Here is a 15245-nt window from a genome sequence, read left to right on the forward strand (position 1 = left end):
CTGTTGCGCCGTCGTCGAGCGTTTGCGCCGTTCCCCCTCGGACGCTCGCTCACCTTTGGGGTGTTTTCGGCAGACGCTCGCTCACTTGAGGTGAGCGCGCGTCCCGGCTTTTGGCCATATATGTGAGCGCGCGTCTCCGCCATGTAGGATACGACGTCGGCATCAGGCCTGGGTGCCCAGCCTGCGGGAAATCTCCCTGGCGCATCTGGTCACTTCAGGAATCCACTCCCGGGCGACGTCCTCGATGCGGACGGCCCGTTCCTCGGCGGTCTCGGCGTCCTTGGCCCGGTGCCGGGTGCCTCCGCCGGGAAACGCCCGGTTCGACACCGTCAATGTCACGCTGGCCACCGGATAGCGCTGCCGGTCGAGGACAGCGACGGCAACAGAGGAAAACCCCTCGGTGACTTCGTCCTGCTCCCACGCATATCCGAGTGAACGCGCCCGAGCCAACAGATCCTGCAACGCGGGCAAGGACTGCGGGCCTTTGCTGTGGCGCTCGGCGAACGCCTCCGGTCCAGGGAAAAGCGCAGCCACCTGGGCGGGATCCATCTGGGCCATCATCGCCCTGCCGCTGGCCGTCAGGTGGGCCGGAAGCCGGACCCCGGTGTCTGTGACAAGGGGGCTTTGCCGCGGAGCCCGCTCCTCGATCACGTATACGACGTCGCGCCCGTGCATCACGGCAAGATGGGCAGTCCGACGGGTGCGGGCGACGAGCCGGGACAGAGGGAACCGGGCAATCCGCTGGATCGGAGCCTGCCGCGAATACCCTGTCCCCAACTCATGGGCGGTCACTCCCAGGGCGTACTTGCGCTCCTCGGGAAGGTGGACCAGAAAGCCGTCATCGATCAGTGAGGAGATGAGCTGATACGTGGTTGATCGGGGCAAGCCAACATCGCGCGCAATGATGGACGCGCTGACCGGGCCGGCCTGGCCTGCGACGTATCTGAGAACCGCCAGCACCTGGGCCGCAGCCGGTGCCTTGGGCCGCACGGATTGACTGTACATTCTCCTAGAATACGCGGCGGAATGTCCGGTATACCGGACGTTGATGCCACGCCCCGTTCTAGGACAATCCCGCCAAGCGGGCCCGTGCCGTTTCTGCGGTCCGGCGTTCCCGGACGGCTAGCCGGGCTGCCAGTTTGCGGTTCCGCTCAGCCAAGGTGATCGCCCACTCCGTCGCTGCGAGTTCCTGCTGCAGCGCCGCCAGCTTGTCTTTGGCAGCTTTGACTTCGACGGCGAGTTGCTCGCTCCGGCGCACGGCCTCGGACTTTTCGCGCTCGGCCTGGGCGAGTTCCAGGTCAGCCTTGTCCGCGTTGCGCTCAGCCTCCACGAGCGCGGTTTGTGCCTTCTCACGTTCGCGCTCCGAGTCGGCGCGTGCGCCCTCCGATCCTGCCCGCCCGCGCTGCCGCCCGCCGTCGTCGCGCTCTTCGTTCGTGGTACCCGCCGCGGGAAGTGCGCCGGAAATCGCCACCGCGCCCGTGAGGTCCACGGGTTCCAATCCGTTCGTGGCGAGCGAACGCACCAGCTGCCCGCTGCGGAGCGCCGCCGCAGCGCCGGGATCGGTCATTGCGGCCCTCAGCGTGGCCTCGATCTCCATCGCGGCGGCGCCACTGACCTTGACGCCGAGGCCTTCCGCGACTGCCCGGGCCTGCTCGACGGCGGCGCCCAGGACGCGCGGGCGCTGTTGGCCGAGCGTACGGAGGCGCTCGTGATCTTGCTGCTCCTGGGCGCTCCCGAGCGATGCCCCAAGCTCCAGGACGCCCGCGAATTCCTTGGTGCCGTGCCGGACGAGCATGTTGACGGCCCACGCCGCCGTCGAAGGCTTGGGCAACTGGGCGATCTGTTTCGCCAGTTCGGCGTCCCCCGCGGACTTGGCTTCCTTGGCCCGCGCGGTGCGGGCCGCCGTGAAGGCCGAGGGAACCAGTGTGTAAAGTTCGACGGCGATCGCGGCTAGTTCCATAGTGGAAGCGTGTGCCGTATTACTCGGCGAGGAATTCAGCGAGTGCGTCAGCCATGACTCCAGGTTCCCAGCCGTGGTTGGCGCCCGGAATGGTGGCTTTCCGGGCACTCGGGATATTGGCCACGATGGAGTCGGCCGCTTTCGGCATGATCGGGATGGTTTGCTCGCCGACGATCGCAAGGGTGGGCTGGGTGATGCCGGACCATAGCCGGGCGCGTGGCGCGGACTGGGTCCACGCGAGCGATTCGGCGTCGGCTGAAAGGCTGGGGCCCATTTCGAGCATGATGGGCCATCCTGGGCTGTTCTTGGCGCCGGCCAGCCACTCCGGCGGCATGTCCTTCATGTAGTACTCGATGGTGCTGGCCTTGTCGCCGGATGCGATCCGTTCCTGGAGCCCTGCGAAGAATTCAGCCCCGCCGGTCCCGAGTTCGTCGCTCAAGGGAGTCTCCCACAGGGCCAGCTTCGTGACGGGTAGGCCGGCCGCCGCCGCTGCCAGGGAGATCGAGCCACCGGAAGAGCTCCCGAAGAGCGCAGCCTTGCTTCCTGCGATGTCGATGAGCGTTGCGAGATCGTCGATGTTGTCCTTAAGGCTGAATGACGGAGCCTCAGCGCTTTCCCCGCGGCCGCGCCTGTCGTAATTGAGGACCGTGAACCCCTTGGCGGCCAGGAGCTTGGCCATTTCCACGGTGTTGGGGTCGAAACCCCTGAATTGCATCGCACCGCCAACCAGGATCACGGCAGGTCCCTCGCCGTATTGGTCATACCCAATGCGGGTACCGTCTTTCGAGATCGCAATTTCGGACATCCCAGATCCTTTGATTTGGCTGACAGTAGGTTCCTAAACTCTGGGGCTCAGCCACTTGCGGGTCAAGGGGAGAGGGGCTCTTAGCAGGAGTTCTTAAGAGCTTCTTAAATGCCGCACGCGAGAGTGGAAGCAGACCGCACAACGGCCTCCACACCCCGAACCGGAGATTTCATGTCATCGCACGCCAAGCAGAACACTTCCGCGGAAGTCCGCACTTCCGCCGTCGTCGGTCACAGTGTGCCGTTGCTTCCACAGCCTCGGTATTGGCTCCTGTGGGGCATTGTGCTCGCCGCGGCAGTCCTTGCCATTGGCTTCAGCGTGCAGTCGGTAGCAGGCGTGACCACCAGCGAATTCGGAGTTGACCAGGAACTCAGCCGCCATCACGTGGGCGCACTGACCACCGTGGCCATGGCACTGAACTTCCTCTTCGCCCCGGTAGCCGGAGCGTGCATTGTCCTGGTGATCGGCTTGTTCGTTTTCCTGGTTCGGAAGTCCTTCGTACGGGCGGTCATGTTTGTGCTCTTCGCATGTTCGGGCTGGGTTGCCAGCGAGGTGTTCAAACTTATCGTTGCCCGCCACCGGCCCAATCCTGCGCTTCTTTTCGACCCACTGGCCCCGGAAACGGGTTCCAACAGCTTTCCCAGCGGCCACACCGCCTTCGCCGTAGCGCTCGCCTTCGCCTTGTACTTCCTGGTCAGGGGCACACGATGGGGCGTCATCACCGCGTGGGCCGGCGCCGTCCTGGCCGTGGTGGTGGCGTGGTCCCGGATCTATATCGGAGTCCACTACCCCAGCGACGTTGTGGCGTCGTTCCTGGCCACCACCGCCATAGTCATCGTTTTGGCCGGGCTCTGGAACCGGTACGTACCGCGAGTCATCGGGCGGCTGCCATTTGGCGTTGCCTCAGAAGCAACCTCGTCAGAAGCAACCGCCTCGGACGCGGCCGCAACCCAAGCACACGGATCCTGAGGAGGACCCCATGCACGTACTATCTGCCATGCCCGCATTCCTTGATCCCACCACCCTCCTTCAGGGCTTGGGACCCGCGGCGCTCGGCGTCGTGGCGTTGATCGTCTTCATCGAATCCGGTCTCCTTTTCCCGTTCCTGCCCGGGGACTCTTTGCTATTCACTACCGGCCTGCTTCACCAGCAACTGCAGCTCGAATTGCCGGTGTTGATCGCCGTCGTTTCCGCCGCTGCAATCGCCGGAGACCAGATCGGCTACATGCTCGGGCGCAAGTTCGGGCGGCGCTGGTTCAAGGATGATGCCAGGGTCCTGAAGACCGCGCACCTGGATACGGCCGAGGAATTCTTCAAGCGCCGCGGCGGCCCCGCGATTGTCCTGGCCCGCTTTGTCCCCATCGTGCGGACATTTGCGCCGCTGAGCGCAGGCATCGCCCGCTACAACTACAAATCGTTCACCCTGTGGAACATCGCCGGCGCCGTCATTTGGGGAACCTCCGTGACGCTCCTCGGCTCCTGGTTGGGACACTACGAGTTCATCGCGAACAACATTGACGCCATCGCCGTGATCATGGTTTTGGTCTCCGTCTTGCCGTGGGGAGCCGAGTTCCTCAAAAAACGGCGCAAGGCCAAGGTGGGCGCCGCGAACGGGCACGCCGGGGAAGAATAGACAGCATGACAACAGCTGAGCGGCCGTCCCTCCTCCTGGTCGAAGACGACGCGGCCCTGGGGCCGCTCATCAGCGAACTCCTGGAGCCGGACTTCTCCGTTCACCTGGCAGTCAATGGGCACGACGGCCTCCACCTCGGATTGACCCGGAGTTGGGATGCGATGGTTATTGACCGCGGGCTGCCCATCATGGACGGCATCGCCTTGATCAAAGCCCTTCGGGCCAAGGGGATCGCCACCCCGATCCTCATCCTGACGGCGCTCGGTGCCACCGATGAGAAGATCCGGGGCCTCGACGCCGGGGCTAACGACTACATGAGCAAACCGTTCGACGCCATGGAGCTGGCCGCACGCTTGCGAGCCCTGACCAGAACGTATGCCCATCTGCCCACGACTCTGGGAATCGGGGACTGGGAGCTCGACGCCGGCGCCCGCTCCATGCGCTCCGTGTACGGTTCCGTGGTCACCCTGACGGCGAAGGAAGCCGGGCTCCTCGAAACCTTGGCCGGTGAGCCGGAACGTGTCTTTACCCGTGAAGACCTCATCAACACCCTGTTCCACCCCACGGACCAGCCCGGCGTGATCGACACCTACGTCCACCACCTGCGCCGTAAGATCTCCAAAACGGTGATCCGGACGGTCCACGGCCTCGGATACCAGATCGGCGACCCCCATGACTAAGAAAAATTCCCATGAGTGAGAACCCGGACCAAGCGACACTGCGCAAAGCATCCCTGAAGATCGCGGTGCGGATCAGCGCGGCATGCGCGGTTTTGGTGCTCTGCCTGTTGGCGGCCGCGGCGTTCTATCTTTTCAACCAGCCGCTCCAGCCCGGATTACCAGGATCCAAAGAGGCCGACTCTGTCTTCGCCTACCTCGACTTGAAGGACCTCCTCAAGGCCATGATCGTTGCGGGCGTGGCAGGGATCTTCCTTGCCGGGGCCATCGGCTGGCTCAGTTCGCGGAGTGCCATCAGGCCCCTGGGAGAAGCGCTCGCACTGCAGCGACGCTTCGTCCAGGACGCCAGCCACGAATTGCGCACACCCCTGGCCATCCTGGATGCACGGGTCCAGCTGGCCCAGCGCGATGCCCCGGCGGACTCCAAAACCGGGGAAGCGCTCGCCCGCATCCGCAATGACACTGCGACCCTCACGGGCATCGTCAACGAATTGCTTGTGGCGGCCACCGGCTCGCGTCCGGATGCTGCCGCAGAGCCGAGCGATCTCGCCAAGGTGGCAGGCGCCGTCGTCGAGAGCTTGCAGCAGCTCGCAGGGGAGAAAAACGTCCGAGTCGCCCTGACGGAAAAGGACCGCCCCTTCGCACTCATTGACGCCAATGGCTTCCGCCGCGCCCTCCTTGCCCTGGCCGACAATGCTCTGGCGCACACCCCCGCTGGCGGCCAAGTGGGGATCACGACGGCGGTGCTCGGCAACCGCGCAGTGGTCACCGTCTCGGATTCCGGGGCCGGGATCAACGGAGTTGACCAGACACGGATCTTCGACCGCTTCGTGAGGACACACAGCCCCGACGGCGCACCGGGCCAGCGCAGCTTCGGAATCGGCTTGGCGTTGGTCCGTGAAATCATCACCGGGGCCCGCGGCACTGTGGAGGTTGAGCGCAGCGGTCCGAGGGGAACGGTCATGAGGATCACGCTGCCACTCGCCCCGAAGGACACGGCTCCGAATGACACGGCGCCAGGCTCGGCATTGCCTTCTTAGGCGGCCTGCAGGTTGGTGACGCGGGCGTATTTGAGAGCTTTGGCGTGGTGTCGTAGCCTGCGGCGGTGGTGCCTGGAACGCGCAGGTTGAATTTCCGGTTCCTGGGTTCCGGGCAGGTGCGGCGCTGTTGATCGATACAGGTGGCCGGTCGGGGTGCGGATGTCGAGGACGTGCCGTGTCCCGGGGCCGGTTTATGCTGCTCCGGTTCGTGCCGACCCGGCTTTTGCTGTCCAGCCGGGGAGCTCTTTGGTGTGGTTGCAGGCTTCGCACACGCCCGCCCCGTTCGTCAGGCTGGTGGAGCCGCCGTCGTGCCAAGGGATGATGTGGTCGAAATGCCGGATCGGCGCGTCGCAGTACGGTGTCCGGCAGGTGTCGTCCCGGGCCTCGATGAAGCGCCGCAGCCCGGGCGGGTACAGCCGGGCGCGGGAGTCGACGCCGACCAGGTCCCCGGTTGCGGGGGCGGTGAAGAGGCGCCGGAGCCAGACCTTCAAATCGTGATCCTCGGACTGGCCGCGTTTGGTCTTGCCGCTGCCGCCGTTGAGCAGTGTCCTGGCCCAGGCGGCGGGGACGATGCCGTAGCCGGGCAGGCGTGCCGGTTCGGCATCGCCCTGGAACAGGGCCCGGTCGGTCATGACGAGCTGGACTTCCACGCCGCTGATGCCTGTCGGCCGGTACACCGGCGGCCGCGTCGGCGCTGCGTTGGGCGGTATCGAAGGCGACGGCGATCCGGGCCTGCGGGGCTGCGGCCGCGGACTTCAGATCCTCCAGAGCACGCAACTGGTCAATCAACTCTGCGCGGTCGGCCGGTTCGGTGCCGCCGGCGTATGGCCTGAACGAGGCAACGGTATCGATCAATTCCCGCACCCAGGCACCTGACACCCGAGCCTCCGGAACCGCATCGCCGAACGGCGCGCCTGCTCCGATCAGCTGCGTTCCCCGGTTCCCGGCCATAACCAAAGCATTTCAGGGACCTACGACAGTATTAGGTCGAAGATCGTCTGGCAGCCAAAAAACCCGGAAATCGGCAGAACTTTTTCATAGCGGACCGCTCCCGCCCAGCTCTGGCGTGCGTCGCCGAAGCAGACGAGAATGGCTTCGTGGTTCCCCCTCGTCCTAGCGGGGACAGCACCTTGATGAACCCCGCTGCCAGAAAGATTCAAAGCATCTTTCTCACGTTGACCCTTGGCAATACCCTTGCGGCCTCGTTCATTTGGGGGATCAATACCCTCTTCCTGCTGGATGCGGGACTCAGCAACCTCGAGGCCTTTGCAGCGAACGCCTTCTTCACAGCCGGCATGGTGGTCTTCGAAGTGCCGACAGGAGTGGTGGCCGATGGGTGGGGACGCCGCGTTTCGTTCCTTCTTGGCACTGTGACGCTGGCCGGATCCACCTACCTCTACTTTCTGCTCTGGCAGCTTTCCGCCCCGTTCTGGTGGTGGGCCGTGGTATCGGTATTGCTCGGTCTGGGCTTCACCTTCTTCTCGGGTGCCGTGGAGGCCTGGCTCGTCGACGCGTTGCGCTTCACTGGATATGAGGGCGGCTTGGAGACGGTGCTCGGGCGCGGACAGATGGTGTCGGGTGCCGCCATGCTTGCGGGCTCAGTGGCTGGCGGGGTGATCGCGCAGGCCACCAACCTGGGAGTGCCGTTCCTGATCCGCGTCGGCGTGCTCCTCGCGATGTTCGTCGTGGCCTTCTTGCTCATGCGCGACGTCGGGTTCACCCCCGAACGCTCTGCCCATCCACTCAAGGCGACCCGCGCCGTCCTCGACGCCTCGATCGAGAACGGTTTGAAAAATCCACCCGTACGGTACGTGATGCTGGCAGCGCCGTTCAGCGCCGGCGTCGGGATCTATGTGTTCTATGCCCTGCAGCCGTACCTGCTTCAGCTCTTCGGTGACCGGCACGCGTACTCCGCGGCCGGGCTGGCGGCGGCCATCGTGGCCGGAGCGCAGGTGTTGGGCGGGTGGCTTGCACCGCGTATCCGGCGTCTCGTGCGCAAACGCACCACCGTGTTGATTCTGAGCGGAGGGGTGAGCGCATCGATTCTGGTGGTGCTGGGGTTCACGAATATTTTCTGGGTGGCGCTGGCCTTATTGACGTTCTGGGCCATGGTCGACTCGGCCGCCACACCGGTGCGGCAGGCCTACGTTAACGACATGATCCCGTCGAAGCAGCGGGCAACAGTGCTTAGCTTCGACTCGCTGATGGGATCAAGCGGCGGAGTGGTGGTGCAGCCGCTGCTCGGCCGGGCGGCCGATGTGTACGGCTACTCCATTTCGTTGGCGATCAGCGGCGTCATCGAGTTGATCGCGGTGCCGTTCCTCTTGGCGAGTCGTCGGCAGGGCTCTTTGGCCGATCAGGCCAACGCCTCGATCGCCGCATCGGACGCGGAACCCCGTAGGAATTGACCTACGGAAGCCGTGAAGCCCGGAGGAGCGTGGGTTGGCCGGCCTTGTCAGGATCAAGCGGTACAGGGCTAATTAGCACAGCTGGGCCACGATGCAGAGTGCCATCCGAAAGCGGTTGGCAGCGCACGCCGCCGCGGCCTCGCATGGCGGCATGCGCGCCCGGAGCCAGGACTTGGTCCATCCAAGCGCAGGGGTGGGCAGGCCGTCCGCCCCGGAACCGTATAAGGCCGCCGCCGGACTCCAACGCGAACTCCCCGCCCAGCAGGGGAGCCAGATGGGCTCCCCGGAGGACTACATTCCGGCGCGTGAGGAGCGGGTCAAAGGGTGCGACGCCCAACTCGGCGGCCATCGCTTCGAGCGACTCGATGGCCATCAGGGTGACTGCTGCATCCATGTGCGCGGCCTTGCCGAAAAACCGGTCGCCGACGATGCCCTTTCCGCTTACGACGTCGACCTGCTCGGCATCCGTGGTGGGCACCTCGGCGGCACCATCGCGTGCACGGCCGAAGTAGGCGTGGCCGGAGGACACGAGCAGATGCAGGATCTCCACGTCGTATCTGTAGCTTGCGGTCATGCCATAAGGCTATGCCTATCCCGGGTCAGTAACCCCGGCCCACTCAAACCTCAGTCTTTAAAGCTAATTCTTGCGACGCTGGAAATCAGCGAACGCTCCGATGCCGGTTCCCACAAGGGCGATGCCGGCAAGTATTGCCCACCATGGCTGCATGCTTCCGGCAGCCTTTATGAATAGCAGGACTGCTACTAGCGCAAATAGAACCAGGGAAATGGGAATGTCACGAGTACGTTTAGGAGTCAAAGCATGCTTCCTTGATCGCGGAGATGCCTAGAATCGTTTGTTCCGGGGACAGCAACAGTACTGACTTTACTTGGCGAATGAACCCCTTCACCTAAAGGAGCTGGCGATGCTTGGGCAACCCCCGCACTCGACGCCGTGACCCCACCGACGACAAGTCCGACGAGTAGAGCCCTTCCGATTGAACCTAGCTTCGACGCGTTTGACATGGATCACCCTTCAGTGAGCGATAGGCGTTTCATAATCAAATTATGCATATGAAGCAAATTGGGGCAAGAGTTTTTATTAAACAGGTCGAGGGAATTATTTAGATATTCCAAAATGGGAATCACGGATTACATTCCTCTCGTATGTCTCAATACTCAATCCACAGTCAGTCGCCACTCAATTTTTGACTTTTGACCACTCAATTTCAGATATCCATCACTCAATAGGAGCAAAAACTCTTGACATTAATGCGACTCTTATGATCGATGATGCAGCCGAAGGCTGAGCCGCGATGGCCGACCGAGGCGGCTCTTCATCGCCTCGGTCGACCTCCTGGAGGTTTCGCCGGCGTCAGCTCCAGAACCCGGAGAGCTGCCCGGCAAGGGCTCTGCCTTGCTCGTAACCCGCCCGAGCCGCAGGCGGACGCAGTGACAGATCCATGGCATTGGCGCCGAACATGTGCTCGGAGCTGCCGTCCGGGAAGATCGTTTCGACCCTGCTGCCGCGTGCACGGAGTTCGTCGACCTGCGTTGCCAGATGCGTGCCCCACTTCAGCGGTTGCAATGATCTGCCACCGAAGGGGGAGAGCACCAGAACCCGTCCGTATCCGGCTGCCAGATCGGCGTTCTCGGCGTTGGAGCGGTAACCGCCGTCGAGGTACCGCTTGTCTCCGATCCTGTAAGGCAACCCGCTGGAACAGCTGGCGGCGATGGCGTCCGCCACGTCGACCCCGCTATGGCGGTCGAACGCGACCGGTTCTCCGGTACGGGCATCGACCGCCGTGATGAGCACCGGTCGTTCCGGCCAGTGCTGGTTGGGTAGCCGGGTGGCGACGGTACTGCGCCATTGTGTTGACCAGGAGCCATCCGACGCCGCATCCATCTCGAGCGCTGCCGCGCCCAGTCGCCGGCGCATGTCAGCCACGTCCTGGGCATCAGCGATGATCTTGTTGATCCGCTCCAGGTGGTTCACTACCGGCCTGGCCGGTGCGCGTCCCGGTCCGGACCCGACCGGAGCGGACCGTTGCTGTGGAACAGCGTCAAGGATGTTGGCGAGCAGCTCGGTTGGGGTCGCGCCAGCTATCTGGGCCGCGGCCGTCGATCCGGCTGACGTACCGATGGTCAGATCGGCGTCGGTCACATCGAGCCCGGCATCAAAGAGGCCGGCGACGACGCCGATCAGCCAGGCATTGCCTGTCGATCCGCCGCCGCCGAGGACCAACGCCCGTTCGCGGGAGTGCAGAGGTAAAGAAGGGTTTGTGTTCATGGGAGTCGCCTTTCGCGAATTGCCTGTTTGGCGCTCCCGGTGGCGACTAGGTCAGTCGCGCGATCGTGGACTGCAGGGGAGCACCCATTGCGGATACTGCGTTCATGGGACTCACCTCCTGCTGATAGATCACGATCGCCGCCACGGTAGCACGCCCGCTTGCGGTGCGCAATCGTCGGCCTGTCAGTTCCGATGCATCCGTAGCAGCCGCTTTCCCGAGATCTCACTGTTCGACGTAACCTTTTGGCCCGTCGCGGACAATACAGTGCATGGGGAACGTTGAATCTGACGAGCGGGCGCTCTGGGCGGAAAGCGTACAGGGCAACGCAGACGCTTTTGGGAAATTGTTCGACCGATACCGTGAGAGAGTCTTCCGTCACGCCTATCGGCTGACCGCCAACCGTCATGATGCTGAAGACGTTCTTGCCGCAGCGTTCCTGGAATTGTGGCGGAAGAGGCACCGGGTGCGCATCGTCGATGGTTCAGTTCTTCCATGGCTGCTCGTGACCACGACCAACGCGGCCAGGAACACGGCGAGAGCCACCGCTCGGTACCGAAAGCTCTTGGCGTCAATCGAGCGAACACCGGAGCCCGCTGAGTCCAGTGAGTCGGCGTACTTGCAGAAGGACATCTCCGGGGATGCAGCCAAAGCCTTGGGAACGCTCGGCAAAGTCGATTTGCAACTGGTCAGTCTGGTGATTTTCGAGGGGTATTCGGTTGTTGCCGCTGCAGGGATCCTGAAAATGACTCCTGGGACCGCCAAAGTTCGGATGCACCGGGCGCGTCAGCGGATGAAAAGTGCGATCACCGGGCCAGTTGATGCGAAATCCATTCCAGCCTTCGAAGGAGGCAAACGATGAACGGACTCCCTCTGGACGAAGCGTTCAGCAAAGCATTGCGTGCAGAACTGGTTTCCCGGGTGCAGACTGCGTCCCCCGTCCGCTCTCGGAAACGAACCCGGCGCCTGTGGATCGGGGGAGTCGCGTTGGCTGGCGCAGGAGTCCTGGGCGGCGTCGGTGCTGCGGCCGCCGGATTCCTCACAATTCCCGGCGGAGACCGCATCACCACGCTCGCCCCTGCCGTGACCGAAACGCACACCGGAACGGCATCCGTGACACTTGGCGTTCCACCGGTCGGAGCCAATGCAGTTGGGCTGGAACTAACATGCCTGACGCCGGGAAGATTTGAATACGAAGACGGAGCAAGCAGCACTTGCGCGGCCCCCGACGTCGGAACAAGCGCCAGCTGGTCCGGCTACACGATCAAGCTCCTCCCAGGCCAACGCAGCGTGACGATCAAGACAGATCCGGCAAACAGTTGGCGCCTCACAGCCAAATACATTAAGCGGGAAGCAACAGGGTGGGGCGTGAACCTTGGCGGGAACACGTTCGGTGCGGAGAACCAGAACGGCAGTCCTGACCTTGTTGCCGTGATGGCAAGCAATGGTCAGTCCGGGTACGCCTACAAAACGGACCTCGACGAAGCCGACGGGACGGCGGCCATGAAGACCTTCAAGAGCCCGGAGGATGCACTCGCCTGGCAAGAGGCCCGACGGGGAAAGTCATTTCCCGTACCTGTTTACGAGTCCGACGGCAAGACCATCATCGGGGAATTCGTGATTAAGTGAAGGCAGCCATCGGGTCCAATGGCGGCGTCGGCATCACGCCGATTCCCTAACCCTCCACAGGGAACGCCACGCCTTCGCCCACCACGCGGAGGCACAGTTCAGTGCCTGGCCTGGTGATGGAAGCGTTCCAGTGGCGGATGGTAATGACTTCGCCGCCTCCCGGGTAGGTCCGGGCTGTACTTTCGGCGGGAACGCGCGGAGCGAGCTTGATCCGAACTGTCGTCTCGGGGCCGAAGTAGTCGGTATCGACAACCACTCCGCGGATGGGGCCGTCGGGGGCAATCCGGATCTGTTCCGGGCGGAGCATCAATTGGACGAGGCCTTGTGCCGGGGGACGGCGCACGGGTATACCGCCCAGGGAACACGTGGCCAGGGAGCCTTCCATCCAAGCGTCCAGGATGACGGCGTCACCGAGGAACTCGGCCGTTGCCCGGTCTGCAGGACGCGTGTACACAACGAAGGGATTGCCGATCTGCGCCAGCTTTCCGCCGCGCATGATCGCCACTTGATCCGCGAAGGACAGGGCCTCGGCTTGATCGTGGGTCACCAAAATGGTGGTCACTCCGGCTTCGTTCAGGACCTTCGCCACGGCCCGCCGGGTGGCCACGCGGAGGCCGGCGTCGAGCGCGGAGAACGGCTCGTCGAGCAGCATGAGTTGGGGTTCGCGGGCCAGGGCGCGGGCGAGTGCCACCCGTTGCTGCTGGCCTCCCGAAAGCTGGTGGGGCCGCCTCTTTGCCATGTCCGCATCGAGGGAAACCATGTCGAGCAGCTCCTGGACGCGCGTCTTCACGGCGCGGCGGCCGCCGTCGAGCGCTGACTTGTCCAGCCCGAATGCGATGTTCTGCCCCACCGTGAGGTGCGGGAAAAGCGCGCCGTCCTGGGCAACATAGCCGACGTGCCGCTTGTGGGCAGGTACCCAGATCCCGTTTCCGGCTACCTTGTTTCCGCTGAGGCTGATGGAGCCGGTGTCCGGGTGCTCAAAGCCGGCGATGAGGCGCAACAGTGTGGTCTTGCCGGAACCGGAAGGACCGACGATGGCGGTTGTTCCGCCCTTGGCCACGGAGAGGTTCACGCCCTTCAGCACGGCCTGCGAGCCGAAGTTCTTGGTGACCTCGGCGATGTCCAGATGCGTGTTGGTGGTGGGAGCCACCGAAGCCGCTACGCGGGGTGACGGAAGCCTTGAGGGGGATTGTTCGGTCACTGTCCGGCTACTTTCTTGGACTGTTGGAAAAGCAAGTACGTCATGGGGGCAGACAACAGGATCATGAGCAGGGCGTAGGGTGCCGCGCCCGAATAGTCGATCTCGCTGCTCTTGCTCCAGAATTCGGTGGCCAGGGTGTGCGTGCCGTTCGGGGACAGCAGCAGTGTTGCCGTCAGCTCGTTGACGATGGCGAGGAACACAAGCGCGGCCCCGCCGGCGGCGGCCGGAGCTGTGAGGCGCAGCGTCACCTTCAGGAAGGACACCAGCGGGGCCTTGCCGAGCGATTGCGCGGCCTCGTCGAGTTCCTTGGGAGCCTGGGCCAGTCCGGAGCGGATGTTGACTAGGGCCCGCGGCAGGAACAGCAGCACGTAGGCAGCAATCAGGACCCCGGACGTCTGGTACACGCCTGGAACCATCCGGATGCTCACGGTCACGAAGGCGAGGCCCACCACGATGCCGGGCAGGGAGCTGGTGACGTAATTGGAGAGTTCAAGCATCTTGCTGAACCAGCTCGGGTGCCGCACGGCCAGATAGGCCATGGGGAAGCCGACGACGATTGTCGCCGCGGCGCCTACCGTGCCATAAGCGAGGGTCTGGAGCAGCGCCGGAAGGAATTCGTCGGCTGACCAGACGCGGGCGCCACCGGCCACCACCCAGCGCAGGACAAAAAAGATCGGCAATCCGAAGGCCAAAACGGTGAGGGCAAGCAGGGCGAGCTGGGACGGAATCTGGTAGTGGTGCAGGGGAAGCTTGATCGGCTTGGCCTGGGCACCGGAACCGATGCGGGCGTAGCGTGCGTTACCGCGGCTCCTGACTTCGGCCAAGAGCAGGATGAGGCAGAAGAACACCAGGACGCTTGCCAACATGTTTCCGGCGGTGCCGTTGAACGTGGATTGGAACTGGGTCATGATCGCAGTGGTGAACGTGTCGAAGCGGATCATCGCGAACGCGCCGTATTCAGCCAGCAGGTGCAGCGACACCAGGAGCGCGCCACCAGTCATGGCGATCCGTAGTTGTGGCAGGACAACCCGGAAGAAGATGGCCCATGGTCCCAAACCGAGGGAGGCCGCGGACTGCTCAATCGCGGGGTCGAGACGCCCCAGCGTCGCCGCCGCGGGAATGTAGACGAGGGGGAAATAGGACAGGGTGGCGATAAGCACGCCGGACCAGATGCCCTCAAGCGATGGGACTGCAGTCACCCACGCATAGCTGTTGACGAAGGCCGGGATGGCCAGTGGGGCTGCCAGCGCCACGGCCCACCAGCGATGCCCTCGCAGCTTGGTCCGCTCCACGAGCCACGCGCCACCGACTCCCAACACCAGGCAGATGGGGACCGTGAAGACCACCAGCATGACGGTGTTGAGGAGCAGTTCGCCAACGCGGGGCCGGAAGATGAGCGCGACGGCGGTGTCCCACCCGGTCGCGGCCGTCATGTAAGCGACGTATCCGAGCGGGATGAGCGAAAACAGTGCGATCAGCACGGCCAGGAGGGATATTGCAGAAACGCCGAAAGGCGGGCGGGGGCGCTTGCCCCTGCCCGCCGTCGTCGTGCTCGCCGAAGCCTCGGGAACTTCCGGGGAGATGCGGGCCGATAGATCAGTGGTCAC

Annotated in this window: 15 protein-coding genes and 1 pseudogene; 8 read left to right on the forward strand and 8 right to left on the reverse strand. The window is 63.9% G+C overall.

All coding sequences use genetic code 11. The annotated features are described in order from the left end of the window. Window positions 1–162: 162 nt before the first annotated feature. From ACSKT0_RS03490 to ACSKT0_RS03500, 3 genes are read right to left on the reverse strand one after another with little or no spacing between them, the layout of a single operon-like run. Window positions 163–1005, reverse strand: coding sequence for an IclR family transcriptional regulator (locus ACSKT0_RS03490; protein WP_437772524.1), 843 nt, complete (start codon window positions 1003–1005; stop codon window positions 163–165). A 58-nt stretch (window positions 1006–1063) separates the two neighbouring features. Beyond that, window positions 1064–1960: a hypothetical protein gene (locus tag ACSKT0_RS03495; protein ID WP_437772525.1), complete on the reverse strand. Its 897-nt coding sequence runs from the start codon at window positions 1958–1960 to the stop codon at window positions 1064–1066. Between the two features lie 19 nt (window positions 1961–1979). Next, window positions 1980–2765 carry an alpha/beta fold hydrolase gene (locus tag ACSKT0_RS03500; protein WP_437772526.1) on the reverse strand — a complete coding sequence of 262 codons (786 nt, stop codon included), beginning with the start codon at window positions 2763–2765 and terminating at the stop codon, window positions 1980–1982. Between the two features lie 171 nt (window positions 2766–2936). Between ACSKT0_RS03500 and ACSKT0_RS03505 the strand changes: the two genes are divergently transcribed. From ACSKT0_RS03505 to ACSKT0_RS03520, 4 genes are read left to right on the forward strand one after another with little or no spacing between them, the layout of a single operon-like run. Continuing rightward, the gene (locus ACSKT0_RS03505; protein ID WP_437772527.1) at window positions 2937–3734 is read left to right on the forward strand and encodes a phosphatase PAP2 family protein; all 798 of its coding nucleotides are present in this window, start codon (window positions 2937–2939) and stop codon (window positions 3732–3734) included. Window positions 3735–3744: 10 nt separating this feature from the next. Beyond that, complete coding sequence (locus tag ACSKT0_RS03510; protein WP_437772528.1) at window positions 3745–4398, forward strand: DedA family protein; 654 nt, start codon at window positions 3745–3747, stop codon at window positions 4396–4398. 5 nt (window positions 4399–4403) lie between these two features. Beyond that, complete coding sequence (locus tag ACSKT0_RS03515; protein WP_437772529.1) at window positions 4404–5078, forward strand: response regulator transcription factor; 675 nt, start codon at window positions 4404–4406, stop codon at window positions 5076–5078. Between the two features lie 11 nt (window positions 5079–5089). Beyond that, a complete protein-coding gene (locus ACSKT0_RS03520) occupies window positions 5090–6115 on the forward strand; it encodes a sensor histidine kinase (RefSeq protein WP_437772530.1) in 1026 nt (341 codons plus the stop codon). Here ACSKT0_RS03520 and ACSKT0_RS03525 read toward each other — a convergent pair. Then, window positions 6112–6783 (reverse strand): annotated as a pseudogene (locus tag ACSKT0_RS03525) (HNH endonuclease); the annotation flags it as partial. The gene ACSKT0_RS03520 and the pseudogene ACSKT0_RS03525 overlap by 4 nt on opposite strands. Here ACSKT0_RS03525 and ACSKT0_RS03530 point away from each other — a divergent pair. Further along, window positions 6746–6991, forward strand: a complete 246-nt coding sequence (locus ACSKT0_RS03530) for a hypothetical protein (protein ID WP_437774113.1) — start codon at window positions 6746–6748, stop codon at window positions 6989–6991. The pseudogene ACSKT0_RS03525 and the gene ACSKT0_RS03530 sit on opposite strands and share 38 nt — an antisense overlap. Window positions 6992–7248: 257 nt before the next feature. Further along, window positions 7249–8523, forward strand: coding sequence for an MFS transporter (locus ACSKT0_RS03535; protein WP_437773960.1), 1275 nt, complete (start codon window positions 7249–7251; stop codon window positions 8521–8523). 1 nt (window position 8524) lies between these two features. Here the strand turns inward: ACSKT0_RS03535 and ACSKT0_RS03540 are convergent, their stop codons facing one another. Then, window positions 8525–9097, reverse strand: coding sequence for an MOSC domain-containing protein (locus ACSKT0_RS03540; RefSeq protein WP_437772531.1), 573 nt, complete (start codon window positions 9095–9097; stop codon window positions 8525–8527). A 798-nt stretch (window positions 9098–9895) separates the two neighbouring features. Further along, window positions 9896–10810, reverse strand: a complete 915-nt coding sequence (locus tag ACSKT0_RS03545; protein ID WP_437772532.1) for a patatin-like phospholipase family protein — start codon at window positions 10808–10810, stop codon at window positions 9896–9898. A gap of 269 nt (window positions 10811–11079) precedes the next feature. On the opposite strand from ACSKT0_RS03545, the gene ACSKT0_RS03550 reads away from it, so the two are divergent. After that, a complete protein-coding gene (locus tag ACSKT0_RS03550; protein ID WP_437772533.1) occupies window positions 11080–11670 on the forward strand; it encodes an RNA polymerase sigma factor in 591 nt (196 codons plus the stop codon). Then, window positions 11667–12437 (forward strand): peptidase M56 family protein, encoded by a 771-nt coding sequence (locus ACSKT0_RS03555; RefSeq protein ID WP_437772534.1) that lies wholly within the window; start codon window positions 11667–11669, stop codon window positions 12435–12437. The genes ACSKT0_RS03550 and ACSKT0_RS03555 overlap by 4 nt, the downstream gene beginning before the upstream one ends. Window positions 12438–12483: 46 nt before the next feature. Here the strand turns inward: ACSKT0_RS03555 and ACSKT0_RS03560 are convergent, their stop codons facing one another. Continuing rightward, a complete protein-coding gene (locus ACSKT0_RS03560; RefSeq protein WP_437772535.1) occupies window positions 12484–13638 on the reverse strand; it encodes an ABC transporter ATP-binding protein in 1155 nt (384 codons plus the stop codon). Beyond that, window positions 13635–15245 carry an ABC transporter permease gene (locus tag ACSKT0_RS03565; protein WP_437772536.1) on the reverse strand — a complete coding sequence of 537 codons (1611 nt, stop codon included), beginning with the start codon at window positions 15243–15245 and terminating at the stop codon, window positions 13635–13637. The genes ACSKT0_RS03560 and ACSKT0_RS03565 overlap by 4 nt, the downstream gene beginning before the upstream one ends.

Origin of the sequence: Arthrobacter sp. KNU40 (assembly GCF_051515115.1) — a bacterium.
Taxonomy (GTDB): domain Bacteria; phylum Actinomycetota; class Actinomycetes; order Actinomycetales; family Micrococcaceae; genus Arthrobacter.